Source organism: Ruegeria sp. BJ3 (assembly GCF_056535665.1).
Genome location: NZ_JBQFIT010000001.1, coordinates 1,025,099 through 1,051,959 on the forward strand (window position 1 = coordinate 1,025,099; position 26,861 = coordinate 1,051,959).

The 26,861-nt window shown below is 54.5% G+C and carries 20 protein-coding genes and 1 tRNA gene; 17 read left to right on the plus strand and 4 right to left on the minus strand.

Going from position 1 to position 26,861, the window contains the following annotated elements:
* The first annotated feature begins 62 nt into the window (after positions 1-62).
* The 4 genes from ACR3EL_RS05135 (at position 63) to ACR3EL_RS05150 (ending at position 4,965) form a co-directional block, all read left to right on the plus strand.
* A complete protein-coding gene (locus ACR3EL_RS05135) occupies positions 63-1,019 on the plus strand; it encodes an NAD(P)-dependent oxidoreductase (protein WP_170337747.1) in 957 nt (318 codons plus the stop codon).
* 449 nt (positions 1,020-1,468) lie between these two features.
* Positions 1,469-2,704, plus strand: coding sequence for a tyrosine-type recombinase/integrase (locus ACR3EL_RS05140; protein ID WP_480720698.1), 1,236 nt, complete (start codon positions 1,469-1,471; stop codon positions 2,702-2,704).
* A gap of 1 nt (position 2,705) precedes the next feature.
* Entirely contained in the window at positions 2,706-3,341 is a 636-nt protein-coding gene (locus ACR3EL_RS05145; protein ID WP_480720700.1) for a hypothetical protein, read from the plus strand.
* A 250-nt stretch (positions 3,342-3,591) separates the two neighbouring features.
* Positions 3,592-4,965: a virulence-associated E family protein gene (locus ACR3EL_RS05150; protein WP_480720702.1), complete on the plus strand. Its 1,374-nt coding sequence runs from the start codon at positions 3,592-3,594 to the stop codon at positions 4,963-4,965.
* Positions 4,966-5,491: 526 nt separating this feature from the next.
* On the opposite strand, the gene ACR3EL_RS05155 is transcribed toward ACR3EL_RS05150, so the two are convergent.
* The gene (locus ACR3EL_RS05155; protein WP_170703488.1) at positions 5,492-5,953 is read right to left on the minus strand and encodes a DNA mismatch endonuclease Vsr; all 462 of its coding nucleotides are present in this window, start codon (positions 5,951-5,953) and stop codon (positions 5,492-5,494) included.
* Positions 5,954-6,026: 73 nt separating this feature from the next.
* Between ACR3EL_RS05155 and ACR3EL_RS05160 the strand changes: the two genes are divergently transcribed.
* The 9 genes from ACR3EL_RS05160 to ACR3EL_RS05200 all read left to right on the plus strand — a co-directional run bounded on the left by ACR3EL_RS05160 (position 6,027) and on the right by ACR3EL_RS05200 (position 20,303).
* On the plus strand, positions 6,027-7,583 hold the full coding sequence (locus tag ACR3EL_RS05160; protein WP_480720704.1) for a DNA cytosine methyltransferase: 1,557 nt from the start codon (positions 6,027-6,029) through the stop codon (positions 7,581-7,583).
* Between the two features lie 288 nt (positions 7,584-7,871).
* Positions 7,872-10,505, plus strand: a complete 2,634-nt coding sequence (locus ACR3EL_RS05165) for a Z1 domain-containing protein (RefSeq protein WP_480720706.1) — start codon at positions 7,872-7,874, stop codon at positions 10,503-10,505.
* Positions 10,495-11,505 (plus strand): PD-(D/E)XK motif protein, encoded by a 1,011-nt coding sequence (locus tag ACR3EL_RS05170; protein WP_480720708.1) that lies wholly within the window; start codon positions 10,495-10,497, stop codon positions 11,503-11,505. Before ACR3EL_RS05165 ends, ACR3EL_RS05170 begins: the two co-directional genes overlap by 11 nt.
* A complete protein-coding gene (locus ACR3EL_RS05175) occupies positions 11,505-13,352 on the plus strand; it encodes a hypothetical protein (protein WP_480720710.1) in 1,848 nt (615 codons plus the stop codon). The genes ACR3EL_RS05170 and ACR3EL_RS05175 overlap by 1 nt, the downstream gene beginning before the upstream one ends.
* A complete protein-coding gene (locus ACR3EL_RS05180; RefSeq protein WP_480720712.1) occupies positions 13,349-14,260 on the plus strand; it encodes a hypothetical protein in 912 nt (303 codons plus the stop codon). The genes ACR3EL_RS05175 and ACR3EL_RS05180 overlap by 4 nt, the downstream gene beginning before the upstream one ends.
* On the plus strand, positions 14,257-15,141 hold the full coding sequence (locus ACR3EL_RS05185; RefSeq protein WP_480720714.1) for a DUF6339 family protein: 885 nt from the start codon (positions 14,257-14,259) through the stop codon (positions 15,139-15,141). The genes ACR3EL_RS05180 and ACR3EL_RS05185 overlap by 4 nt, the downstream gene beginning before the upstream one ends.
* A gap of 315 nt (positions 15,142-15,456) precedes the next feature.
* Positions 15,457-16,755 carry an SIR2 family protein gene (locus ACR3EL_RS05190; RefSeq protein ID WP_480720715.1) on the plus strand — a complete coding sequence of 433 codons (1,299 nt, stop codon included), beginning with the start codon at positions 15,457-15,459 and terminating at the stop codon, positions 16,753-16,755.
* Entirely contained in the window at positions 16,742-18,787 is a 2,046-nt protein-coding gene (locus ACR3EL_RS05195) for an ATP-binding protein (protein ID WP_480720716.1), read from the plus strand. Before ACR3EL_RS05190 ends, ACR3EL_RS05195 begins: the two co-directional genes overlap by 14 nt.
* A gap of 205 nt (positions 18,788-18,992) precedes the next feature.
* On the plus strand, positions 18,993-20,303 hold the full coding sequence (locus ACR3EL_RS05200) for an MBL fold metallo-hydrolase (RefSeq protein ID WP_480720717.1): 1,311 nt from the start codon (positions 18,993-18,995) through the stop codon (positions 20,301-20,303).
* A gap of 439 nt (positions 20,304-20,742) precedes the next feature.
* Here the strand turns inward: ACR3EL_RS05200 and ACR3EL_RS05205 are convergent.
* Positions 20,743-20,816 (minus strand) — tRNA-Cys (locus ACR3EL_RS05205).
* A gap of 227 nt (positions 20,817-21,043) precedes the next feature.
* Here ACR3EL_RS05205 and ACR3EL_RS05210 point away from each other — a divergent pair.
* The 3 genes from ACR3EL_RS05210 to ACR3EL_RS05220 all read left to right on the plus strand — a co-directional run bounded on the left by ACR3EL_RS05210 (position 21,044) and on the right by ACR3EL_RS05220 (position 24,104).
* Positions 21,044-21,697: a protein-L-isoaspartate O-methyltransferase family protein gene (locus ACR3EL_RS05210; protein ID WP_093963017.1), complete on the plus strand. Its 654-nt coding sequence runs from the start codon at positions 21,044-21,046 to the stop codon at positions 21,695-21,697.
* Between the two features lie 95 nt (positions 21,698-21,792).
* Positions 21,793-23,211: a TolC family outer membrane protein gene (locus ACR3EL_RS05215; RefSeq protein ID WP_170337765.1), complete on the plus strand. Its 1,419-nt coding sequence runs from the start codon at positions 21,793-21,795 to the stop codon at positions 23,209-23,211.
* Between the two features lie 74 nt (positions 23,212-23,285).
* Positions 23,286-24,104 (plus strand): hypothetical protein, encoded by an 819-nt coding sequence (locus ACR3EL_RS05220; protein ID WP_480720718.1) that lies wholly within the window; start codon positions 23,286-23,288, stop codon positions 24,102-24,104.
* A 3-nt stretch (positions 24,105-24,107) separates the two neighbouring features.
* Here the strand turns inward: ACR3EL_RS05220 and ACR3EL_RS05225 are convergent, their stop codons facing one another.
* Both ACR3EL_RS05225 and ACR3EL_RS05230 read right to left on the minus strand, forming a co-directional pair.
* Positions 24,108-25,565, minus strand: a complete 1,458-nt coding sequence (locus tag ACR3EL_RS05225; RefSeq protein WP_480720720.1) for a cobyric acid synthase — start codon at positions 25,563-25,565, stop codon at positions 24,108-24,110.
* Positions 25,566-25,723: 158 nt separating this feature from the next.
* On the minus strand, positions 25,724-26,044 hold the full coding sequence (locus tag ACR3EL_RS05230; RefSeq protein ID WP_093962585.1) for a DUF6280 family protein: 321 nt from the start codon (positions 26,042-26,044) through the stop codon (positions 25,724-25,726).
* A gap of 219 nt (positions 26,045-26,263) precedes the next feature.
* On the opposite strand from ACR3EL_RS05230, the gene efp reads away from it, so the two are divergent.
* A complete protein-coding gene (gene efp, locus ACR3EL_RS05235; RefSeq protein WP_093962584.1) occupies positions 26,264-26,827 on the plus strand; it encodes an elongation factor P in 564 nt (187 codons plus the stop codon).
* Positions 26,828-26,861 lie beyond the last annotated feature (34 nt).

The following is a 26,861-nucleotide window of genomic DNA, read 5'->3' on the forward strand; positions in this document are numbered from 1 at the left end:
TTTTGTCGGTGGGCAACGGAAATACTCGGGCCAACGAAATTGCGCCTGCAGGAGGGCAGAACATGAAGGTCGGGTTCATCGGTTTGGGCAATGTGGGGGGCAAGCTGTCGGGGTCGCTGCTGCGCAACGGTATCGACCTGACGGTATACGACCTTAACCCCGATCTTGTGGCGGAGTTCGCCGCCAAGGGGGCAAAAGCCGGTGAAAGCCCGGCGCAGATGATGCGCGATTGCGATGCGGTCATCACCTGCCTGCCGTCGCCCGCTGCCTCGGACGCGGTGATGCAGCAGATGCTGCCCGAGGTGACCCACGGCAAGATCTGGATGGAGATGTCCACCACTGACGAGGCCGAGGTCAAACGCCTGGGGGCCATGGTGATCGAGCGCGGCGGGGCGGCGGTGGACTGCCCGGTTTCGGGCGGGTGCCACCGGGCGGCCACGGGCAATATCTCGATCTTCGCGGGCTGCGACCGGGCAACGTTCGAGCGGATTCTGCCGTTCCTGACGACGATGGGCCGGCGTATTCTGCATACCGGCGATCTGGGCACGGCCTCGGTTCTGAAGGTGCTAACCAACTATCTGGCCACCGCCAACCTGATTACCTGCGCCGAGGCGCTGGTGACCGCCACGGCCGCCGGGATGGATCTGAACACCACCTATGAGGCGATCAAGATCTCGTCCGGCACGTCTTTCGTGCATGAGACCGAAAGCCAGGTGATCCTGAACGGCTCGCGTGATATTTCCTTCACCATGGACCTGGTGAAAAAGGATATCGGTCTGTTCCAGGAGGTCGCCGACCGCGCCGGCGTGCCTTTGGAGATGAACCCGTTGATGATCAAGATTTTCGACGACGCCATCGCCCGCTATGGCGAGCGCGAGCTGTCGCCTAACATCATTCGGCGGCTCGAGGATGCAACCGGGCTGAGCATTACCGCGCCCGGTTTTCCGGCCGAGATGCAGGACGATGAACCGGAAGAGCCGGGGTACGAGGTGATTCCGCAAGGTAGAAGCGCGGTCTGATCGGACGGTCAGCGCAAACGCGCGGTTTCGGAGGTGTCTTGCATGGATCGAGTGCGTAGGTGGTGCTCCTGCGCTGACTAAACCCTTGCCCGATAGTTACTGGTTAGCTCGGCTGGGCTAACCATCTCCGCACGTATTTTGGCGTTTCGTATCAACAAACTGTTCCAGTCGACTATTATTAGGACCAGAGAGCAGCGATGCAGTGCGAGGCTAAAAAGTTGGAGGCGAGTACCACTTGAATACCGCTGTCGCGATCCGTCTCATTTCGTATTAATTTCAAGGGCCTGGTCGATTTAACTTGTTCCATTCCGTCGCATGAAATAGCCATGTGTTGCATCCGTTTGGGCGGGTAGGAATGGGGTAGGAATCCAGGGGTCGAGTTCGATTCCCGGTTCGAACAGAGGTCGCAAGTATTGCCAAAACGTGCCAGAGAGCTCGGATCTCTCGAAGTGAAACGGCTGACACGGCCCGGCGTACACGCAGTGGGCGGCGTGGCCGGGCTTGCATTGCAGGTAACCGGCACCGGCGCGCGATCCTGGGTCTTTCGCTACCGGCATAACGGTCGGCGACGGGAGGCCGGCCTTGGCCCTTACCCGGACGTGCCGCTGGCCAAAGCCCGTGAATACGCTCGCGAAGCGAGGGATATGCTCCGGCATGGCGCAGACCCAATTGCCGAGCGACAGGCCGCACAGCGCAGGCTTCTTACATTCGCAGAGGCGGTTGAACTGTATGACCAGGAGAAAGCGGTCGAATTTCGCAGCGGCCTGCACCGAAAACAGTGGCGCGCCTCGCTCGATCGGCACGCAGTTCCCCTGCTCGGCGAAATAGCCGTGGCCGATATTACTCTTCAGGATGTGCTGGCGACACTCCGGCCAATCTGGACGACAAAAACTGAAACAGCTTCAAAGGTACGTCAGCGGATTGAGCGCGTTCTGGACTACACCACCGTCGCGGGACACAGAAGCGGCGAGAATCCGGCCCGTTGGCGCGGAAATCTTGACATGGTTTTACCCGCGCCGACGAAGCTGACCGGCGGTCAGCACTACTCCGCGCTGCAGCTTGATGACGCACCGCGATGGTATGCGGCCTTGCGCGCCCGTGAAGGAACCAGCGCAAGGGCGCTGGAGTTTCAGGCTTTAACTGCATCCCGCACAGGTGCGGTTCGTTTTGCGACCTGGGACGAGTTCGATCTCGAGCGCGGTCTTTGGGTTATTCAACCCGGGCGCCAGTCTTCGAAAATACCACCGTCCGGGCGGCCGCACAGGGTTCCGCTCACTGATAGCCTCAAATCCCTGCTTGATGAGCTGCCGCGCGAGCAGGGCAATCCGCTGGTGTTCTGGGCCCCGCGGGGAGGTGCATATTCAGATGCTGCTCTGGCAGCTGTCATGCGAAAAATCCACGCGGCAGATCTGAAATCGGGAAACCGGGGATACTTCGACGCTCAAAGCGACAAACCTGCGGTACCGCATGGACTGCGTTCAACCTTTCGAACATGGGTTGCCGAGCGGACCCGGTTCGATGGTGACATGGCCGAAATCGCGCTGGCCCACAAAGTCGGAAGCAAGGTTCAGCAGGCCTATGATCGATCCGACCAGGTCGAAAAACGCCGGGAAATGATGGGCGCGTGGGGATCGTTTCTTTGCTCGAAGGATTTAGCGCGCAAAAAGGTCAGACCGAGGAAGTGACGTGCCTGAAGTTGAACAACAGCTCGTGGAAGCCTTTAAGGCTCATTTGGATGTTGAGGGTGCGAACCTCGAAAAAATGGTGAACAACTTCCTGAGCTTCCTGCGCTGGAAACCCTTTAAGTTATATGACCGAAAAAAAGATCTGGAAGCGCTCGACCGTTTTATTCTCGGTTTGTCTCATCTCGACAAAAGAGTTTACGACAGTTTGAGTATCTCAGCGCGAAAAAGGCTGGATTCACGCCTTGGCCTCGGAGCTGACTACAGTGACGAGGGGATTCTGGATTTCATGCAAAGGAGTGAAGAGCGACATGTTCGCCTCTTTATGGACCTTTTAGCGCATGCTTCAGAGCTGCGGACGCTCGTTGCTGCAGCGCGAAAAGACATTGAGGTTTCTGAGCGAACGCGCCGAACGCTCAGCGTGATCAATGTGGACAGACTTCATGTAGTGGCTCTGGCAGCGCCTCTTTGGGCGGCGCGAAACAGACAGGACTTGCCGGCCAAAGGCATCAAGGAAACTCACGCGCTGGCAAGTTTCCTTGCAGTTCTTTTTGGTATTCTGGGGATCGATACGTCTCCGACGAAGGCATATGACTCGTGGCTGGAGCTGGACCACACTTCCCCCCTTCATGAGAATTGACACGGCGAACGGGTGCCGACTGCAAAACCGCTGCGTGCCAATTTGGATCCATCAATTCGATGGAGTTCAATCATGTATCTTTCAGATCGCCAGGTGGCGAAAAGATATGGCGTTTCAAGAGGAACGCCGTGGCGGTGGGCCAAATCCGATCCAAGTTTTCCCAGGCCCGTGGAACTAACGCCCGGCTGTACCCGCTGGCGGCTCGACGCGCTTGAACGCTGGGAGACTGCAAAGACGGAGGGACACGTCAATGCAAGGGGATAAGCGAAATCGAATTCTGGAAGCCGCGGAGAAAGCCCGGCGAGTCGAATGGGATCCAAGCACAGGAAACGCGGCTGCTGGTCGTGCCACGCCGCCGGCTTCCAGCAGTTTGACATCAGGAACACCTCAGCAATCCGGCGGAGGCCTCAAGTTCCGTCATGCGGACATTCCGGTCGTCCGCAATGACAAAGGATTGCCTGTCTGGTGCCCCGCCACGGCGATCGCAATGTTGGAAAACCATTCGGACTGGCAGGGTTGCCTGCGCCACGATGCCTTTCTCCAATGCGACATGCTGTACCGCCCTGTGCCCGGGACCGACGAAATCCAAGATTTTGAAATCCGTGAAATCAGGGACACCGATATTGTTCAGGCTCAGGTTTGGTTCAACCGAAATGGTTTTCCGGATGCGACGCGCAACACTGTCGCGGATGCCATTCAGGCGGCTGCCGGTGCAAATACTGTTGATCCGCTAAGAGACTGGCTGACGAGTTTAGAATGGGATCGCCGTCCCAGGCTTTCATCGTGGCTAATGAACTATCTTGGCGCGGAGGAGAGCACGTACAATGTGGCAGTTGGACGGTGCTGGATGATTTCGGCGGTGGCTCGCGTGTTCTCCCCAGGCTGCAAGGCAGATGGCTGCATCGTGCTGGAGGGCGATCAGGGCAGCGGAAAAAGCTCAGTTCTGCGTGAGCTGGCAGGACCAAAGTTCTTTGGAGATTCTCTGCCTGACATTTCATCCAAGGACTCAAAGCAGTTCCTGCGTGGAAAGTGGATAATTGAGCTGGCCGAACTGGCAACACTGAACCGGGCCAGTTTCGAGGCAATCAAAGCGTTTATCTCGAGACAGATAGAGCAGTACCGCCCGTCATACGGCCGTAAGGATATTGTTGAACCTCGCCGATGTGTTTTTGCCGGCACAACCAATCGAGATGACTATTTGCGAGATTCAACGGGGAACCGTCGGTTTTGGCCCGTGCGAACCGGGTCAATAGATGTCGAGGGCGTTCGAAGAGATCGTGACCAGCTTTGGGCGGAAGCGGTAAACGCATACCAATCCGGCGAAGCATGGTGGCTGTCGGCGGAGATTTCCAAACTGGCATCTCTGGAGCAGTCCGAGCGCGGCGAGGATGATCCCTGGGTGGTAGAAGTTTCCCGGTACTGCGAAGGACGGGAATTTGTGGCCTGCAAACCCATTCTGGCGGAAGCGCTCGGGTTTCGCAGTGAGAATATGGGGCAGCGCGAAACAAAAAGGGTGGCGGGTATACTGAGGTCTCTTGGGTACCAGCGAGATGGCCAGTTCACTTCCGGACCGGATAAAGGCGCTACCAGATTTGTTCGGGTTGCTAAAACTGGGAACGATTGAGCAGTAGACGAAGCTAGGTTCTTTCACCGAGAGGACCTGGCAGTAGACGAGGTAGAGGAGGTAGACCGATATTGTGTTGGTATTCCGCGGCCGGCTAAGTAAATGAAATAAAACTGTTTTCAAAAGTTGGGTAAGAGCGGATCATGTCCGACTTGCTCTCTGAGCAAGTTCACGCGAATACATCTACTTCATCTACTGCTTAGCTTCTTGGCGAGCGCACCTTGGAGGGGGTGGTTTCGAAGTCACCAGCCGGATACCCGCAGACCCGTCTCTATCCGCATTCGCAAATTTTTTTTCCGCGACCGGGCAGTTTTTTGCAGACAGATATGTTCCGCAAATGCTGCGGGCAAACGTCAGCCGGAGTTAGAGAAGTTGTTTCGGCGTGCCCGAGAAATCGACTCCAATTCAATGACTTAGAGTGCTAACTTCACAGCTGACATCTTGGAAACTTCCGGTTCCATGGAAAACCGCTCTTCAGCCTTTCGATCAGATCATTTTTCCCGGCAAGGCAGGTATTGAACAGTTGCTACAAATCCACAACCTGTGATCGCCGGTCGTCCTTCAGCCAGTTGCAGAGCCTGTTGAGCGTGATGGCCCTTTGTTCGCTGTGCCGCTTTCGAGGTTCGAGTGAGCATTCCCAGACAGTTGCGACGCTGAAACCTTTTGAAAGGGCACGTTCTAAATTTTTTTGATCTCTTTCCCGGTTGCCGCTTAGCTTTTTTGCCCATTTGCTGTCTGCATCATCTTTTACCCTTGCAGCGTTTTTGCAGCCGGGATGCTGGTGCCAAAAGCAACCATGTACGTACACCACAGCCTTGCGACTGACAAAGACAAGATCCGGCGATCCCATGGCGCGGCTTCCATGCAGCCGATACCGAAAGCCACGTGCAAAAAGTTCTTTTCGAACGATCATCTCGGGAACGGTGTTTTTGCTGCGAATCCGCGACATGTTTTTGGAACGGTCGGCGGAACTTTTGATGTCAGCCATCGATCTTATCCCTGGTCATTTCCAACCATCCTGGTAAGAAGTGTAATTCCAATCGTCAGGATAAAAAACAGGCATGGCGCGAGCTTACAAAGTAGTTGATCTCTTCGCAGGGCCTGGCGGTCTGGCCGAAGGATTTTCATCGGTCCTGGCAAAAGGAAAGCGCGTGTTCGACGTGGCGCTTTCTGTCGAAATGGAGGAAGCCGCGCACAAGACCTTGAGCCTGCGCTCGTTCACTCGCCAGTTCCCGCCTGGCACCTTGCCTGACGAATATTACCAGTTCGTGGCTGGAACGATATCTCAGGACGAACTTTTTGAAAAATATCCTGGAGAGTGGAGGAAGGCTAAGAAGGAAGCTCTGCACGCAACCCTCGGAACGCCGGAGGCCGCAAGCCTAATAAATCCTGCTATAGACAGGATCAAAAAGTCGGCCAGAGGGCGAACTGTTCTGATTGGCGGCCCTCCCTGTCAGGCATACTCACTGGTTGGCAGAGCTCGAAACGCGGGTAATTCAGAATACAATGCAGAAGACGACGGCAGACATTACCTTTACCGGGAATACATTGATATCCTGGATCGCCTTCGCCCGGCTGCATTTGTTATGGAAAATGTTAAGGGCATCCTGTCTTCCAAGGTTTCTGGCACAGGTATCTTCAAGCGCATTCTTGATGACCTGCAAAGCGTTGGCAGTGAGGAAGGCGGCTATCGGTTGCTGGCTTTGGTCCCAAACAGATACGGCAAAACCGCTTCAACTCTTGGTCCGGACCCGCATGATTTTATTGTTCGTGCTGAGCAGCATGCGATCCCGCAGGCACGGCATCGTGTCTTTGTTGTAGGTCTGAGGGCCGACATTGCAGACAGGCTGGACGACACAAACTACGAATCTGTGCTGAACTTTGAAGGTACGACCACTGTCAGCACGGTGCTCAAGGGACTGCCGCAAGTCAGAAGTGGTTTGAGCCGCAAAGACTCGGCAGAGGACTGGCAGAAGACGGTTCTCGAGGCCGCAGAGTTCCTTTCTTCATTGCAGCTTCAGATTGGATCCGCGGCTGAAAGAAAAAAGTGGAAAAAGACAGTCGGAACCGTAGCAAAGTTTCACCAAAGAAAGAACAATCCGCTGTCGAGGAAGAGTGGAGAATACGAGCTGGCAATCGAGAGCGGGGATATGCCTGGTTCGCTCATGGAATTCCTGACTGATCCCAGGATGCCTCTGCTTTCGCAGCACGAGACAAGAGGCCACATGAAGAGTGATCTCGCGCGTTACCTTTTCTGCTCAGTATTCTCAGACGTGTTTGGGCGGGCTCCCAAAGCTCCGGATTTCCCTGATGAACTGGCTCCGAACCATCGCAGCTGGAAGACTGGTAAATTCGCCGATCGGTTTCGGGTTCAAAACTGGGACGAACCGTCAAAGACAATAACAAGTCACATAGCCAAGGACGGGCACTATTACATCCATCCGGATCCAAAACAGTGCAGGAGCCTTACTGTGCGAGAGGCTGCACGATTGCAAACTTTTCCTGACAATTACCTGTTCCTCGGCAACAGAACTCAGCAGTACGTTCAAGTTGGAAATGCTGTTCCGCCATTTTTGGCCAAGCAAATTGCCGAGGCTCTGGCGGCACTGTTGCCATGAGGCAACGGCTTCAGTTCTCCGGGGCACTTGGTGCAAAGGTTTGAACCCAAAATTCGTGTCAATTTACTCCAGGCGCAAGAGAACATCACATTCAGGTTTTCCTTTGTATGCCTAAGTGTTTTATCTCTCGGTGCCGCTCTCGGCTGAAAAATCAATTTCTTTCAACTTCATTCTCCCCCTTAAAGAAAGATTGGTGGCCTCGGCAATTTCAATCAGAAGGGGATTGAATCTCAACTCGAGACATTGTCACTTGTGCCCGCCAGAATATAGGCAAGAGCAAAAGGATAAATGAAATTGGACGCGCAGGTTGAGACACTCGTCAAAAAGATCCTTGATGTACTACCCAGAGTGAATGATCTGGATGCAGCGGTAAAGTCTGTCACAGACGATCTCGAAGTGCTTCTCCCGGGGTATACGCTGGATCATGCCGAAGAATTGAGGCTGGCCCGTCTCGAAGTCGAAAAACAGTTTGAGGACATTGAAATCCTTCACCAGCGGTCGGTGATTCGTAAACGACCAGACTGGTACTTTGGTCCCAGACCAACAGATCTTCACTGGCCGGTCCTAAAGCAATTCCTGATAAGCAAAGGCTGGGATAAAGACGATGTCGACGGCATCGATCACGCCTCGAACGAAGTTGTGTCGCTACTGGACAATCCGCAGCAAGACCAATTCGATTGCCGTGGGCTCGTCGTTGGTCATGTGCAGTCCGGAAAAACTGCGAACATGACTGCAGTCATCGCGAAGGCGATTGACGCAGGATACAACACAATCATTGTTCTGGCGGGGCTGACAAACAAGTTGCGTTACCAGACCCAAATGAGGATGTACGGCGATCTCGTTAAACGGCGACCGCTGAACTGGCAAGTTCTCACGGCAAACAGCGAGGGGCTGGATTTTCGAGCACCCGCGCAGGGCGGATTCCTCTCACATACAGACAAATCTCAGCTGGCTGTTGTGAAGAAAAACGTTTCGCCGCTGGGGCAGCTGGAGATTGCAATCAATGAAACTTTGCCGGCGCATTTGCGGCGACTGAAGGTGCTCGTAATTGACGACGAATGCGATCAGGCCAGCGTTAATGCGGCCAGCCGCGAACTTGACATGACGGCGATTAATCAACGTATTCGAGGGCTGCTTACGAAGTTTCCTGCAGTCACTTACGTTGGATATACTGCCACCCCTTTTGCAAATGTACTCATCGATCCTTACCGGGTGGATGAACACAAAGGAGAGCGGCTTGATGACCTTTATCCGAGAGATTTCATTACTGCTCTGCCCTCGTCGGACAACTATTTCGGCACAGCGAAGCTGTTCGGCGTGCCGCCGGACGATGCAGATAATGAAACCCCGGAGGAACTAGGGCTAGATATGATCCGAGATGTGCCGGAGGAAGATCAGACGGCGCTTCAACCCGGCAGTGCGAAGGACAGGGAAGCTTTTTATCCCGCCATGACTCCAAGCCTGAAAAAGGCAATACTTTATTTTCTGGCGTGTTGCGCGGCCCGAAGGGCTCGCGGCGATACTGAAAAACACATGACCATGCTGGTGCATACTTCGGCATTTGTAGTGGCGCATCAACGAGTGGCCAACATTATCTCGGGCTGGGTGGAACAATGTGCGGAAGATATTCCAGACAGAAACTCAGAAATTGGAAAAGAGCTTGCAGCGGTCTGGGAAGAGGAGAATGGACGATTGCCTGCGGACATTACCGCGGCAGAGAGCATCTCCGTAACCGAAATTTTTGAATATTTGCCCGAGGTCCTTGAGGCAATCGAGTTTCCTGTAGAAAACGGGGCCAGCGACGACAGGATTAACTACGAGCAAAATGCAAAGACCTACATCGTTGTCGGTGGCTCGATCCTTGCCAGAGGCTTAACGCTGGAGGGATTAATGGTCAGCTACTTTCTGCGAACGGCCAATCAGTACGACACTCTCCTGCAAATGGGGCGCTGGTTCGGGTATCGCCCCAACTATGAGGACTTGCCGCGAATCTGGATGCCGGAAGACCTCAAGTTGCGCTTCCGTAACCTCGCCAGGGTCGAGATGGAAATCAGAAGCGATATCGATCGCTACAGTGCGCAGGACATGACGCCTATGGATATCGCTGTAAGGATCCGGGCAATTCCTGGTATGGCAATAACCGGAGCCACCAAGACACGCTCGGCGAAGACTTGTGCCATTAGCTTCTGGGGCACTCACAGACAGACTTTCCGTTTCGAGCACAGGAATATTTCAGTTCTCAAGCAGAACTGGCAGGCAGGGGCAGACCTTCTCGGCGCTGCATCCAGTCTCGGCCTGGAAAACAAGGATTGGCGACATCGTCTGTGGGAAGGCGTGCCAAGAAATCTGATCCTAAGTTTCTTTGAAAAATACCTTCCGCACAGTGATCACAGTGAACTGAAGGCCGACGTTTTACTGCCATTCCTGCGGCAGTCTGATGACCGACTAAAAAGCTGGAATGTAGGTATAGTGGAGTCGCAGATTGGTACGCCGTCAGAAGTCGGGCTGGGTCCGATCGGACAAGTAAAAACCGTGAATCGTGCGAAACTGGAAAACAGCGGATACTCGGCGGATATCAAGGCCCTTATGTCGAAAGCTGACATCAGGTTCGACTGCCCGGCCGACCTTGATGGGTCAGGTAGCTGGGATGATGTGAAAGACAGACGACTGGAAACCATTGGCCAGGTCCCGCTGCTGCTACTTTATGCGATTGACCGCAACTCTGAGCCGAAAAGAAAAAGTGACGTCCGTGAGCCCCTGAATGCACTGCACGACGTCCTTGGTTATGGGATCGTTTTCCCGGGATCGACCGCCGAGGGTGCAAGTTTCGTATCGGTGGAGCTCCAAACGATTTCCGCGGATGAGATTGAAGAAATAGAGGCAGAGGAGAAAGCACAGGTGGAGGCAGCTGGTGTCGAGTAAAGAAGATGAGCAAGCCGTTGACAAGGCATGGGCCATTCTGCGCGCGGGGTCCTCTGACTCGTCAGGCCTGGAAATAGCGACATTACCGGCCGGGGTATCGACGGCAGATGGTCCTGTGCGATTTGCTCTCGGCGGCAAAGGAGAAGCGCGTTTGCTACTCCCGCTGTCAGACAGGGAGTCAGGCAAGGAAGTAGTCGGAGCAGAAGCTCTGCAAATTTTGGTTTCAGTATACACTCAGGGGGGAAAACAACAGCGCTTCCTTGATCTCACCTGCCGGGCTCATGAGCTGGAACGCGTGTTTACGGAATTGGGCAATGAAATCCTGTCCCGTGTTGCTGCTGGTGTGGGCTGCGAAGAAGCTGCCAAATCGACCATTGAAGAGTTCAGATCGCTGCTTGTAAGGCCGAACTCAACGCAGTCGTCTATCAGTCAAGTCGCAGGTCTGGTGGGGGAGTTGATTTTTTTGAACCGGTTGCTGGATCGAGAGTCATCAGCGTGGAAAAGCTGGCGCGGTCCGGCGGGCGACCGTCATGATTTCGCATCTGAATCGCACTCTCTTGAAGTGAAGACGTCCCTGAGCAAAGGGCGAACGACGATAAGTATCAATGGTTTCAACCAGCTTGAGAGACCGGCGGGAGGCAGTCTTCATCTGCTTCACTTTGAGCTGGAAGCGGTCATGGCGGGAATGCTTTCAGTCGAGGCACTCGGCAGTGCCGCACTTGGAAAGGCAAATGAGCCCGAAAAACTGCAGCAGCGCCTTTCAGCTCTTGGCTGCGAAGAAGTTCGGGATCCCGCGTGGAACCACACAGCTTTCAGACTGGAGGCCGAAAACCTGTTCTGCATCGAAGAGGGTTTTCCGCGACTGGTGCCGTCAATGCTCGCAGCGGGTTCGCCACCAGTAGGAGTTTCCAGCGTCTCGTATTCCATTGATCTTTCAACCGCAGAGGAATTTCGAGTGGACCCGGCCGAAACGGCTAAGATCGAGGAGCTTTTCCTGTAATGCCTGTAACGCTAAGCCTGTACTCGGAACCTTACGGAAGCACAGGGAACATTGGGGAGAACTTCCTTCGATTGCTTGGTACGCCTTCTACAGATCCCCTACAGACGGTGATCCGTGAGGCGATTCAAAATATCGCGGACGCCGCTAAGCTAGGCCAGGGTCCCGGGGTTCGCATCAGACTGCGCCGTCTTAATGACGACCAGCGTAACTGCATGCGAAACAATGTACTGTACCACCTTCCTGACGAACTGAACTCTCGCAAGAAATTCAATGACTTTCTCGAAAAGGAAGAGCAGGTTGTTCTAGAGATCTGTGACTTCGGAACCACGGGGCTTGGCGGACCAACAAGGGCGGACAGGATCCCACTGGGCGTGGAACAGAACGATTTTATTAACTTTCTGAGAAATATAGGCGCACCTCGCGATACCGATCACGGCGGCGGTACATACGGATTTGGCAAGGCGTCGCTTTATGCAGTAAGTCAGTGCCAAACTATCCTTGTAGATACACTAGTTGCGGAAGAGCACGGAGGTGAACGGCGAGTGATCGGATGCCACGTCGGCTCAAGACACGAGGTCGCCGAAGACGGTTACAAGAAGCAATTCACCGGCCGCCACTGGTGGGGCGTGGCCGACCCAGACGACGGCATTGCTGATCCTGCGCTGGGTTCTGATGCCAAAGTCTTGGCAGAAGCACTTGGCTTTCCGCCTCGTATGCCCGGGGAGTCCGGTACTTCCATCATGATGCTTGATTTCAATCCTGAGGGAGAAGACCTCTTTGCCGTCGGCCAAAGGATTGTCGAGGGTCTTCTCTATAGCTTTTGGCCTCGGATGATGAAGGACACACCAGTCGGCATGCAGTTTTCCTGCAGCGTGGAAGTCGACGGTGTGGAGTTGGATATCCCGGACCCGGAGTTGTTTCCACCGCTTCATTTGTTTTGCCGCGCGATGCGCAAGGCGAGAGCGCGGTCTGGCGTCGGGGTTGAGAGGATTTTTTCTGAACGCCCTTCGAGAGATCTCGGGTGGCTTGCGATTGAGAAGGGGCTCAGGAGCGAAAGAAGGCCAATTGTGGTTGAAGACAGCCTTTTCCGAAGGACCTCAAGGCATATAGCTCTAATGAGGCCCGTTCAGCTTGTGGTGAAGTATCTCGAAGGCATAGCATTGCCTGACGAGAATCTTGAATGGGCCGGTGTGTTTCTCGCTTCGGAGGAAAACGAAGTAGAACGCGCATTCGCACTTTCGGAACCACCGGCACACGATGACTGGATCCCGGGTAATTTGGAGAAGGGTCATGCCAAAACGTTTGTGAATGTCGCCCTTCGAAAGCTCGATACTCGTGCAGCGGAAATTGGGCTGCCTTCCACATCTGGCCGCAATCAGGAAAGCGACGCACCACCTCTTGCAAAAGTGTCCGGTATGCTGGGCGCCGCTCTTGAGGGGGTTGACGGAGAAGGCGCTGGACGACCGAGAACTAACAATAGTGGAGGAGGTGCATCTAGGCCGCTTCGAGCGCGTGCATCAAGGCCAGTATTTTTGAGGTTGGAAGAGCGGGACGGCATGAAAGTTGCAGTGTTCTCCACTTCTGTGCAGCAGGATTTTGACTGCAGCGGAAGTAAGCTAAACGCGTCGGCTGCAGTGGCAATAGATGGCGCTGCGGCGCAACAGTTGGACCATACTATCCTTAACCCGGAAGTAATTGAGTTGAGGGCCGAAGATGGAAGCTGCGCCGAACTTGGCGATACGCTGATGATCGATGGCGCGAGCGGCACCTATGAAATTGTCGTGCGCATACCGGATGAGTGCGCAGTAACGGTAGATGCCGAAATCCAGAGTGGTGAAGGCATATGAAGTCTCGCGTCGCATTTCCGTTTCTCACCTTGAGCGATCGTGCAGTCGATGCGGGGCCATGGATGCTGCGGCTCAACGATAATGAGCAAGCTCCGGCTGGTGATTATCTTCCAGACTGGGACTACGCCTCCCGCATATATCTTCAGCGAACGGTTTCCGTGAACAAGGATTTCGCAGCCTCAGAACTTGCGATCCAGAAGAGCAATCTAGCCCTGTCGCTTTGTGTAAGGGCGGGTACTGGTGTCGGCCGCCTGCCCAGATCAGTTATTTCTCAGCAACAGCATCCATTTGGCGATGACACAGATACGATCGTTCTCGACCTTGAAATTCTTGGCCATGAGCTCTCTTCCGTGCTCGATCTGAGGACCGAGATCGTGATTGAAAATGCTCCCACGGATCTAGGCAACCTCTCGCCATCAAAACCGTATGAACGAGTCTGGCATGAAACGCTCCGTGTTCGTCTCGAAGGTGAGGAGCCCAGGTTTCCAATTGAAGTGGCTGATTTTGGAAACTTGCTTTCTGGAAGCATTGCGGTATCCGCGCCTTGGTATGTCCACTGGTCGCCGGGAGACTGGTCACGAGATTTTCACGGTTCCATGCGTCTTTACCTGAACAAGAACCACTCAGGTTTCATCGATAGGGTGACCGAAGGTGATCCGGAAACGCTAAGGGCCATCATGGCTGATGTCATGGGCCAGGTATGCGAAAGATTTCTTGCACTTGATGATTGCGGAACACTTGCGAAAGAGTTCGAAGAAGGATCGCTGGGGTCCCAGGCGGCCAGCTGGATAAGGGCGGCGTGGCCGGAGCGCGATCTTGGATTTGTTCAAGCTCAAATGAAATCTCGTCCTGGCACTTTCCGGGCAGCAATACATGCTCTTGCAGAACAGCGGGGTGTCGAAGAATGAGCTTTTTGCTGCCACGACTACCAGGGCCTTCCGCCGAGAGTATGCTTGATGGGTTGTTCGAAGGCGACGATCTGAATTGGCCCGGTTTTGATCCGACAAGCCTTCCAGACGAGGCACGTTTTGCGTCTACAGGTGGTTCAGCTGTCGATCCACTGCAACTACGGGAATTTCGAAGTGGCATTGTTCAAGTAGCAGAAGAGTTTGGGTTTGGAACACAGAATGCGAGAGCCACACAGGCGAAGTTTGATGCAGCCCTGGGAGTTTGGTTGGTCCAGCATCCCCTCCTGAAAACAGGCGAGGCGTTGCGAGATGATGTGTGGAGTTTTGTTGGCGTCGTTGTGGCGCCCGACATAGTTCATTGGCGCTTCGGTAAGTCGAGGCAGCGCTATCTCGGCGGGATACGCAATACTTTTCAGCGGCTATGGATGCGAGCTCGTGTTCTGGACAGGGGTGAGACAACCCAAGACCGCTGGGGACTACTGGACAGTCTCACCGAAGATGCGCTGGTTCAAATAACGGAAAGACCCAGCATCGGCGCTGATGCGATCCTTTCCAGAGAACTTGCTGAAGCTTGGGTCAGGGCGAGCCACCGACTGGGCAGAAGTCAAATGGAAGATGTTATGCGTTCAGCCATCCTTCGTCTAAGAATTCGGAACGAGATACGTAGCCTCTCAATGCTTCCAAAGCCCGAGTTAGAGAAATTGCTTGACGAGTTTTTCGATCATGCTGCTCTGGGTCTGAAGCTAACTAAGAATTCATCTGACATCACTCAGAGGCAAGGAAAGCAAATTGAAGGTTCCGGAGAAAAGGCGGTTAAAGAGCAGGATTCAAACGTCACTGGCAATCGAGTAAGAAGTTGGTCTTCTTGGTTTGGTCGGTAAAGGGTGATGGTATTGAGCATTCCAGTGATTTTTCAACGTGCTTGCGAAACATGTGATGGCTTTGAGTGTAGTAAATGAGCGAGGTGCCAAAAGGTCTTGAAGATCTGCTGACCAAGTTAGTGGCGGCGGATAGCGGCTGTTCGCTGCACGTTTCACAAGGCGTGTCATAGATAGCGAAATCTGGCCTTAGGAACCTCTTGGTTAGCCTGCGCAACCTAGGGTGGAGCGTGGCAATGGGAAAAGTTACAAAATTTAGTGATTAAGCAACCAATCTAAGAAGGTGTTTCGTGTTGACGGTCGCCGATAGAATCGGAGTTGAGAGAATTGATAAATTTTAGAAAAGGTATTCGCGACGAATTCGCCAAGCTCTCGGATGAGGCAGGTTCTAAAGATCGCTTGGATATTGTCAGGCGGCACCTAGCCGACGTTTTTGGCTCCAAGAATTTAACGTTTCTCATTGGTTCAGGATGTTCCTCGCTCAAGGAGGGCGACGAAGAACTCGGCATTCCAACAATGGGACCCTTGGCTCAGGAGTTTCAGGCGACTTTTGACGCTTTGCCTGGTTTGCCTTCTGACATCAGCTACGTCACGGGCATTCAAAAGGCTGCGCTTCTCGAAAAGCTGGGAATCGACCTCTCCCACGAGGATTTCCACTGGAACTTGGAACGACTTATGGAAGTTCTCATAACCGCGCAGCAATTCTGCAAATCGAGTAATAAACCTGAGTTTCAGGATGCCCTCATCACCGTCGATGAGGTGATCGCAGGGGTCAAGAAGTTCATCCTTGAGAAATGCACTGAAGGCCGGTTCGCTCAGGGCAACGATGGCGTCGTGTCACTCTATCGTCGTTTTTACCAGTCGCTTTCAACGCGATCTCGTGGGCTTTCGCCACCTTGGGTTTTCACCACCAACTACGACCTCTTCAATGAACGGGCTATGGATCGATCCGGTATTCCCTATTCCAACGGGTTTGCAGGAACGGTCGAGCGTCGCTTCAATCCTGCCACATATCGGCGGGCGTTGGCGGAGCAGCTCGATATTTCGTCGAAGAGGTGGGCTACCGTTGATGGATATGTCCATTTCTGTAAGCTTCACGGCTCCATCAATTGGACCGAGGAAGAGGCCGGCCTTTTTCCGATCCGCGAGTCGGCCAACAAGCTCGATCCCGCGCAAGATCGAGTCATGATTTATCCCACGCCTTCGAAACAGACCGCGAGCTTTGGCTCACCTTACTCGGACATGTTTCGCGAGTTTCAACGGCAAATCGTACAAGATCAGAGCGTCCTGCTCGTTATGGGCTTCAGCTTTGGTGACGAGCACATCAACAATATCATTTTTCAAGGACTTACTCTTCCTAGCTTTAGGCTGGTTGCCTTCCTCAACCCCGATGACGAGAGTAACCCTGTGACAAAAGAGCTCGCAGCACTCGGTGATCCTCGGATCTGGTTCATTTGGGGCGCTGACGAAGAGACCCAAAAGAAGGCTCACTACTTCGATACCATTGTGCAGGATTTGTTGCCATCTAGCGCTGACCAGAAAGAGGACCAAGCTATAGAAAAGGTGTTCAAGAAACTTCTTTCAAAGCAGCAGAGCGGTGAAGATGGCGAAGGATGACATAAGCCGCGCAATTGGCAAGATCGTTAGCGTGTCTGCAGATCGCTTGGTTGTCGAGTTGCACAGGGGCAGTGATAATTTCACGGTGGTGGGTTTCGATGATGTGCACTACGTTGCAACCCTTGGGTCATATTTGATGGTGCCCACACAATCCGAGTATGTCGTTCTCGAAGTTATCGGCCTCCGCGAGAAGGATTTTTCTCCCGCCTACGGGGGAGGAACTGAGATGGACAAGGCAACGGCGGCGAAGTTTCTCGACGTTGTGCCGGTCGGCTCAATGCCTGTTCAGGGCGGCTCGTTTAAATTCGGTGTTTCCACTTTTCCACCACTTTATGCCGATGCACTTTACGCCCGCGATGAAGACTTGGACCGTATCTTCAACGTGGAGCAAGTGCCCGATCAGGCGACAAAGACCGATGCCGATGGCTTGGAAAGATTTGGGACGGTGCCTCATACAATAGAGATCGGTACATCAGCGGTTTTCAAGGATTACCCAGTTAAGGCACAGCTCGACGCCCTTTTCGGCGGGCATGTCGCAGTTCTTGGCAACACCGGAAGCGGGAAGTCCTGCACCGTGGCGTCGGTAATTCAATCGGTGTTTGACCGCGTGGAGGAATTTTGGGCGATTGGTTCCTCGTTTGTACTCTTCGATGTCAATGGTGAGTATCGACAGGCTTTTGAAGATATGCCTTGGCAGATTCAAGCAAGCTATTTCAAGGCCACCAGCTCAGAGGCAGAAGCAGAGGGACTGGACGAGGGCTTTCTCGGAGCCGATTTAGTTGACCGCTTCCGTCTTCCCCATTGGTTCATGACTGTGGATGAATGGGCTCTTTTGCTACGAGCTAGTGAAAAAACGCAGCTCCCAGCATTGCGGACTGCTCTCGGCCTAACGACGCTATTTCAAGAAAACCCAGTTGCAGATGTGATTGAGCGTAGCGACGACGAGCTTGGAACCGTAAGAAATCATGTTCTAGCAAAAATTATTCTTTCGATTTTGAATGACGACGCCAGTGTTCCAAGCAAGGAGGGAAGAATCCTTGCGTTACTGCACACGTTCTCAACCGATGAGATTTCCCGAGATACAATCAAAGAAGGCCTCTACAACGATTTTGGTCAGTTCAAAGATGGACGAAATTCCAGCACATCTGAGAACTACGAGGCCATTCTAGAGCTGTTACAAGACCACGTTACAGATGAGCCAGTTCTTCCAAGCTACGGAAACATGCCGTTTTCTTTTGAGAGGTTACAAGCAGCGCTTGATTTAGCTCTCTTCTATGAAGAGGCTAATGGAAACAGGCAGATAAGAGAGTATTGTTCTCAACTAGTTACACGATTGAAGTCTGTATCCGACAATCCAGATTTTGAGTTCTTGCGGGCTTCTGTCGAAGGATTGGATGACCATGATAGGGAGCCAACACAGTTTGTGGACCGACTTCTTGGCCTTGCGAGGGAGGGCGCAAGTTATCGCAAAGACCGCCAAATCTGTATTATTGATCTGAATGACGCATCCGATGAAATCGTCGAGCTTGCATCAGCAGTGGTCGCTAGATTGATTTTTGATCGTATGCGCCGCGCAGACCCTCGAAACAAGATGCCAGTGCATCTTATCCTCGAAGAGGCGCATCGCTATATTTCGGAGCGTGCAAGTCGATTTTCTATCGACGCCGGGATCACATTTCAACGGATTGCGAAAGAAGGTCGAAAGTACGGAGCGTTCCTTATGGTCGCCTCTCAAAGGCCGAGCGAACTGTCGAAAACAGTGCTTTCTCAATGTAATAACTTTATCATTCATCGTATCCAGAACCCCGACGACCTTTCGCAGATTAAACAGATGACACCGTTCATCTCTGAAACAGTACTGCAGCGTCTACCCTCATTACCAAAACAGCACGCACTGATTTTCGGCAGCGCAGTTAAGATTCCGACTACTTTCCGCGTTCGTGACGCTAACCCAACGCCGAATAGCGACGACACACAGGTCAGAGACCTTTGGTATGTCCCTCCGAATCCGAGTTTGAATTGGAAGGTTTAGAGTCCTCATGTTCTTTTTGTCCAATTTCCTGTCTGCAGAGAGTTGTTGCGGAAGTAGGTCGGATGGAAGTGGCGTTTAATCCGATCGACCTAACGGTCAACGGCTTAGCTCGAGCTTACTTTGCATTGTTCGCGGGCACTGGTGCCGGCGGAATAACATTGCTACTTCCCGCCAATTTGAAAAACCTCACACCGGAGAGCGTACTTTGTCTATCGAGAACGAGCGGAACCAACATCCAGTCGGCCAAGGGTTCTTTCATAGTGGTTTTCTTTTCGAAAATGGCACGATGCGCTTGTCGTACATTTATGACTGCGGAGCGATGCACCGATATGAGGCAGCACGAAAACGTGAAATTCAGCGGTATCTAAAGCAAGTTGGTGTTGGCATATCGATCGACGTAGTATTCATCTCCCACATTCATGCCGACCACATAAATGGTTTGGAGCAACTCCTCGATGCTAACACTGGTGCTACCGTGGATACCATCGTTCTGCCTCTAACGAATGTTTCAGATAGGCTGATTGCCTATGCCCGCACGGTCGCCGAAGACTCTTCTTCGGCTCACAACAACTTCTTCCGTGATTTTATTGTTAATCCCGGAGCCGCGCTTGAACGCTTTAACCCTCGGCAAATCATCTTCGTGTCTCCTGGTCGGAGAGAGGATGGCGCGCCTGACGGAGATGATCGCCCATTTACAATGCCTGACGGGCCTCAAGTACTTGGCCCAAATATAGAAAAGCGCGAGATTGCTTGGAAGCTAGTGGGTCGGGGTCTAGTCCGTAAACTCGATGATGATCCCGATACTTCCTCTGATCAAAGATCAAGAACTGTGTTGTACGAGGCCAGCGACACACTCGCTTTATTGAGCTCAGATTCACGAACGGATTGGCTCTTGGCCCCATTTGTTGACCCCACTGTCCGAGCCGATCGCAAAAAGTTCCTTACTGAACTGGCAAAGCAATGCGGTGTGGCGCGATCAAAGATTAGTTCGTGGCTCAGTGTCAGTTCCAATATTCAGAACCTACTCACCGTCGACCTCGATTTGCTAGCTGCTGCATACGGTGCAGTCACGGGCGAACTAAATATAACGTCGCTATGTTTATACTCTGGTCCAGCAAGCAGGGTTGACCCAAAGCTCCGTCGAAGCGTCGAAGGCATCTTTGGGTGCGTGAACAACTGGGATAGCGGTTCAAAGGCCCGGATCGCGTGGCTTGCCACTGGGGATGCTGCTTTAAAACAAAAACAACGCCGGGCAGATTTCATTAATCACTATGGGAAGTTGTTGAAAAATGTGTCCACTATGACGCTCCCTCATCACGGATCCGACAATAACTTCGATGACCAACTTCTTTCAGAAGTGAGGCCGCGGGTTTGTCTAGCGGCGGCAGACCGCTATGGTACGTGGAAACATCCTGGACCTCACACAGTTCAAGCCGTGTGCTCGCATCCTGCAGTCCTGCAAGTAGTAACCTCGAACAGGCGCTCAAGGGCTCGTGAGCGAGCATTTCTAGGCTGAATTCACCAATCTCCCACGATATCAGTCGCGGAGAATTCTCTAACAACTGGCCGCGTCACAGCATAAAGCCACGCTCAAGAATTGTAGGTTTGAACCGAAACGGATCGAAAATTATGAGCCTGAAAGTGGGTTCTGGCGGGAGCGTGTCGGTCGGTGCAAAGCGTGTATCTTGCGCACGATGCCGAAGGTTTCACGGTTCTCAATATCTTTAAATCTATTGCGCTACAGTTTCGCTACCACGGACATCGTGCGCCAACCCAAAAGGCTTCTACTGTCTTGAATAAATCGACCTGACCGGCAACCATTTAGTCGTTTAAGCCATTAATCAGAAAGAGAAATTAATAGGTTCTATTCTCTTGTGCTTTGGGTGGGTAGGTGGTCAGTTTTGCAAAAGATATTGGGGAAAAATTAATAATAACAGTGTGTTGAGTGTGTATTTTGGAGGCGAGTACCGGAATCGAACCGGTGTACACGGATTTGCAATCCGCTGCGTCACCACTCCGCCAACTCGCCTTTTCAAGCAATTTCAATTACTTGACGTGGTGCAGACGCGGTTCTAGCAGCTTTCCAGAACAACGTCCAGAGGGTTGCTGAAATTTCCGCCGGCCATGGCGTTGGATGGCCGGTCAGCGCAGTGGCAACTTTTGTCGCGGCCTGCAATTTTTGCCGGGCTGGCCGTTGCCGGGCGGGATCGGATGTGGCAAAAGCCGAGCAACCATGGGAAATATACGAGCGGTCACATGACGGATTTCGCAGCCCGACGCCACACGATGGTAGACACTCAGGTCAGGCCCTCTGATGTCACCAAATTCCCGATCATCGATTCAATGCTGAAGGTCCAGCGCGAGAACTTCGTGCCGGATGCCAGTCGCGAAGTGGCCTATGCTGGCGACCTGATCGATCTGGGAAACGGGCGCTGCCTGCTGGAGCCGAGGACTCTGGCGAAGATGCTGGATGCATTGAATATTTCGAATGACGAGGTGGTTCTGGATATCGCCCCGGCGTTCGGATACTCGACCGCCGTCGCCGCGAACATGGCGCAGCTTGTGGTGGGCGTCGAGGATGACGAGGCCAACGCAGCCGACGCGCAGTCCCGCCTGATGGAGGCGGATATCGACAACGCGATCATTCATGTCGGACCTTTGGAGCAGGGGGCGGCCGAGCATGGCCCCTATGATGTCATCATCATCCAGGGCGGTGTGGAACGTCTGCCCGATGCCCTGCTCGATCAACTGAAAGATCATGGCCGCATCGCTTGCCTGTTCGTCGAAGGCAACCTGGGCACCGTTCGCATTGGTCGAAAGTCCGATGGGCGGGTGACATGGCGTCATGGCTTCAACGCAAACGCCCCGGTACTGCCGGCGTTTTCGGCCGAGTGTGCATTTTCGCTATAGTCGATCAGCGGTTTTCCGCGGTCCCTTGATTAGTTGAAAACAAAGGCGCAAACTGCCTACGGGCTTGCGTTATTTTGATTTGAGAGGATTTGGGTATGCTTGGAACGGCTGGAGGGAAGCTGGTCAAGGCAGTCGCTCTGACGGCGGGAATCGCGCTGAGCGTGATACCGGGGCGCTCGGTTTTGGCGGACAATCTGACCGACGCGTTCATCGGTGCATACAACACAAGCGGGCTGTTGGAACAGAACCGCGCCTTGCTGCGCGCAGCCGATGAAGACGTTGCAATCGCGTTGTCGGCCCTGCGCCCGATCATCAACTGGACCGTCCGTGTCAGCCAGGATTATGCCAAGTCTCGCGCCGGAACAGTGGTGTCGACGGTCGAACCGTCGCGCTTCTTCTCGGGACTCACGCTGAGCCAGCTGGTCTATGACGGCGGTGCATCGATTCTCGGGAAACAGTCGGCTCAGGAAACAGTTCTGGCAACTCGCCAAGCATTGATCGATATTGAGCAACAGGTTCTGTTCCGCGCAACGACGGCTTATCTGAGTGTTCTGCTACAGGAAGAAACGGTTCAGATTCGCCAGAACAACGTCAATCTCTCAGGCGAGGAACTGCGGGCCACGCAGGACCGTTTTGAAGTCGGTGAGGTCACCCGGACCGACGTCGCGCTGTCCGAAGCGCAGTTGGCAAGCTCGCAGGCTGATCTGGCCGATGCGCGAGGCGACCTGAGCACTGCCCAAGCGGAATATGTGAACGCCGTCGGCAAACAGCCGGGCCGTACTGCGGGCCAGCCGCGTCTGCCGAAGCTGCCCGGTTCTTTGGCCGAGGCCATCAGCCTGGCACAAAGAAACCACCCGGCAATCCTTTCGGCGCAGCATCAGGTGCGTGCCTTGGATCTGACCGTGCAACAGCAGCGCGCGGGCCTGGGTCCGAATGTAAGCCTGAACGCGGACGCGGGGATCACGGAAAGCTATGACAACGACGACTATACCAACGATGCGTCCATCTCGTTGAATTTCAATCAGCCCATCTATGCCGGTGGCCGATTGGCGGCCAACGTGCGCCGCGCAATGGCTCAGCGGGACGCATCGCGTGCCAATCTCCTGAATGTGCAGAAAGACATCACTCAGGGTGTGACGGACGCCTATGTGCGCTTTGAAACGGCCACTGCCAGCCTGCGGGCATCCGTCGAACGGGTACGCGCATCGCAGGTCGCCTTTGACGGGATTCGCGAGGAGGCCACCTTGGGGGCTCGGACCACGCTGGACGTTCTGACCGCTCAGCAGGATTTGCTGGACGCACAATTGGCCGAAGTTGCCTCGCGGACGGAACGGTCTCTGGCGGCCTATCAGCTGTTGCAGGCGCAGGGTCTGTTGACCGCCGAGCGCCTTGGACTGGCAGTCCAGATTTACGACCCGACGCTCTACTACAACCTGGTCAAAAAGGCGCCAGCACAGATCAGCAAGCAAAGCCGCGACCTGGATCGAGTTCTCAAAGCTTTGCGGCGCGAGTGATCAGCCACACTATCTGTTGTTAGGTTCGACCGGATTGGATACACTGGTCCAAAAGGTCAGAGCGGTAGAGAACAATGACGGATAGCAGTGTCAAAGCAGGTGTCGAAGACGTATTGTCGTCGATCAAGCGTTTGGTCAGCGAAGAAGGGCGCAAGGTCCCGAACCTGATCAAAGCGACTGCGGCCCGCAAGCCGGGACGCCTGGTTTTGACGGATGCCCTGCGGGTTGGCACACCGGCCGAGGATCCAAAAGCACCTTTGAAACTGGCCCAAAAGATCTCGGCTGAGGCGGCCTCGCAGCATGCTGCGAATGTCGAGGCGGTGCGCCCGGCCAACGACCTGTCACAACCTATGCGGTTGCGGTCTTGCGATATCGTTCGTCCCGGAACGCCGGCAATCAATGACATCGGCGGTGAGTCTTCGGATGATCGCGAAGGCCGCAGGGATCTGGCCGGAAGCCTGAGCGCCAAGATCGCAGCTCTTGAGGCTGCGATTGCGCGGACCGAAGATCAGTGGGAGCCTGACGGTGAAAGCGACGACGCTTATTCCGGCACGCGCACTGACAAGGTCAGTTGGGCCTCGGACACCGGGTTTTCGGCGCCGAAGGATGCGGCTGCGTCCGAAGCTGAGATGGACGCTGACAGCGACGAGGAATCAACGCCTGCCACGTTTATCCGGGACAACCGGGATGCCTCTGAGGCCGAGGTGAAGCTGGATCAGGAAACGCCGGCGATGGCGACCGGCACGATGGATGAAGACGAATTGCGCGAGTTGATCGCAGACATCGTCCGTCAGGAACTGCAGGGCGCGCTGGGTGAACGTATCACCCGCAACATTCGCAAGCTGGTGCGGCGCGAGATCAACCGCGCTTTGGCCGCTCAGAATTTGGATTGACGCTCAGCCGAACCGAGGCTCGGCTGCCAGTGACAGCAGGGCATCAAGGTCCATATGCTGTTCAAGGTGATCAGCCAAAGACTCCAACGTTTGCTCAACACTGACTTCGTATGCCAGTTCCGACCTGGCTCCAAACCGCTGCAGAAACGACGCGCGGAAGGCGTCTGACGCGAAAATGCCGTGCAGGTAGCTTCCCAGAACGCGCCCGTCTCTCGATGCGGCGCCTTCCGGGCGCCCTTCCACCTGCAACCACGCGCGGGCAGTATCCGGACCTTGGGTGCGTCCCATGTGGATTTCGTAGCCGGTGACAGGCTCGCCGCCGGGCAAGGCCTGCGCTGATCGCAGTTCGACCCGCTTTTCCCCGGACATAACCGTTTCCACGTCCAGCAAACCCAGCCCATCGACGCTGCCGGGTCTGCCGTCCACTCCGTCGGGGTCGGCGATCACCCGGCCCAGCATCTGATACCCGCCACAGAGGCCAAGAACATGCCCGCCCCGCCGTACATGGGCATACAGGTCGATGTCCCAACCCTGTTTGCGGAAAAAGGTCAAATCTCCGATCGTTGATTTGCTGCCCGGCAGAATCACCAGATCCGCGTCACCGGGAAGGGGGCGGCCAGCCGGAATGATCTCGACCGAAACACCCGGCTCGGCGGATAGCGGGTCCAAATCATCGAAATTCGCCATGCGCTCCAGTTGCGGCACCGCAACCTTGCAGGTGCCGCCGGCGTGCGAGCGGATATCCATCATGTCTTCGGCCGGCAGTTTCCAGGCGTCGTCAAACCAGGGAACGACGCCCAGGCAAGGCCATCCGGTGCGCGCCGCAATGTCGTCGCGCCCGTCATCAAACAGGCTGACGTCTCCCTTGAAGCGATTGACTGCAAAGCCGCGGACCATTGCAAGATCGGCACTGTCCAGCACTGCATGGGTGCCGACGATCTGCGCTATGACGCCGCCCCGGTGAATGTCTCCCACCAGTATGACGGGCACATTTGCGGCGCAGGCAAAGCCCATGTTGGCGATGTCGCCTGCCCGCAGGTTGGTCTCGGCCGGGCTGCCGGCGCCCTCGACCAGCACAAGGTCGGCATCTTGGCAAAGTCTGGCAAAGCTCTCGAGCGCGGCGTTCAGAAGCTTGGATTTGTCCCTGCGATAGTCCTTGGCCCGCATCGTTCCCGCCCGCTTGCCCTGAACGATCACTTGCGCACCGGTATCGGTTTCCGGCTTCAGAAGGATTGGATTCATGTCCGTATGCGGCTGGCGCCCCGCCGCCCGGGCCTGCAGCGCCTGGGCGCGGCCAATCTCGCCTCCATTTGCGGCTACTGCGGCGTTGTTGGACATGTTCTGCGGTTTGAAGGGGGCAACCTTCAAGCCTCGCCGCGCAAAGGCCCGGGCCAGCCCGGCCACAAGCATCGACTTGCCGACGTTGCTGCCGGTCCCCTGAATCATGATTGCGCGAACCATCTGAGCCTCCTGCGGATGTTGGCAGATGACCGCATTTATTCAGCCGACGAAAGCGTGGATCGGGCCATTTGCACGACGAATGCGACTATTCCGCTGCGTACAGGGCAAAAAAAAGCGCGCCGAAAGTACCGGCGCGCGTTTTTGGGTCGGGCAAAGCCTTAGGCGGCTTCGGCCTGCTGTGCAGCGTTGCGACGTTCGCTTTCTTCGCGCGACAGGGCGACGGACGTACGCACGCCACGGCCAACGAACTCCATCAGTCCGTGGACAACCCGTTCGTTCGGGTCGATGCCAGCGCAGGACAGCACTTCGCGACCATCGCGCGAGCGTGCCCAGCGGGCGATTTGTTCCGGGCCATTGCCGTATTTCTTGTCATCGGCGATGGCATCATCGAGTGCAGCCAGCACAACGGCCGCGAAAAGTTTGCGGGCACGGTTGCCTTGCTCATTGTTAAAGGCGGTGCCGTCAACGAAATCTCTCATCTCGTTTTCCTTGTTGTTCTTGCTCTTGTAATTTTCGGCGTGGCGGTCCTTATGACCTATTTAGTGCGATTCGGATACACCTAATTTGCATAGTTGCGTTGCGTCATTTGCATGGCTCTCTGCAGGTGCAGCACTAGGTTTCGTTGTATTGCATGGATCGGTCCCGCCAGATATAGGGACGACAACTGACGCATCAACCATGTGTGAAGGAAATATGTCATGCCCAAGATCAATGGGAACGAAATTCGCCCGGGCAATGTGCTTGAGCATAACGGCGGTCTGTGGGCGGCGGTCAAGGTCGATCACGTCAAACCGGGCAAAGGCGGTGCCTTTGCACAGGTGGAATTGCGGAACCTGCGCAACGGTTCGAAACTGAACGAGCGGTTCCGTTCAGCGGACAAGGTCGAGCGTGTTCGGCTGGAGCAGAAAGACCAGCAGTTCCTGTATGAAAGCGACGGGATGCTGGTATTCATGGATGCCGAGACCTATGAACAGATTGAATTGCCTGCAGATTTGCTGGGTGACCGTCGTCCGTTCCTTCAGGACGGAATGACCATCGTGGTCGAATTCTATGAAAGCGAGGCGCTGAACGCGACGCTGCCTCAGAAAGTCGTCTGCAAGGTCGTCGAGACCGAACCGGTCGTCAAAGGTCAGACTGCGGCGAACTCGTTCAAACCGGCGGTTCTGGACAACGGGGTCAAAGTCATGGTGCCGCCGTTCATCGCGCAGGACGAGATGATCGTCGTGAACACCGAGACCATGGAATATTCCGAGCGCGCGTAACGTCGCGTCATACTCGGAGAAAGACCAAGAAACC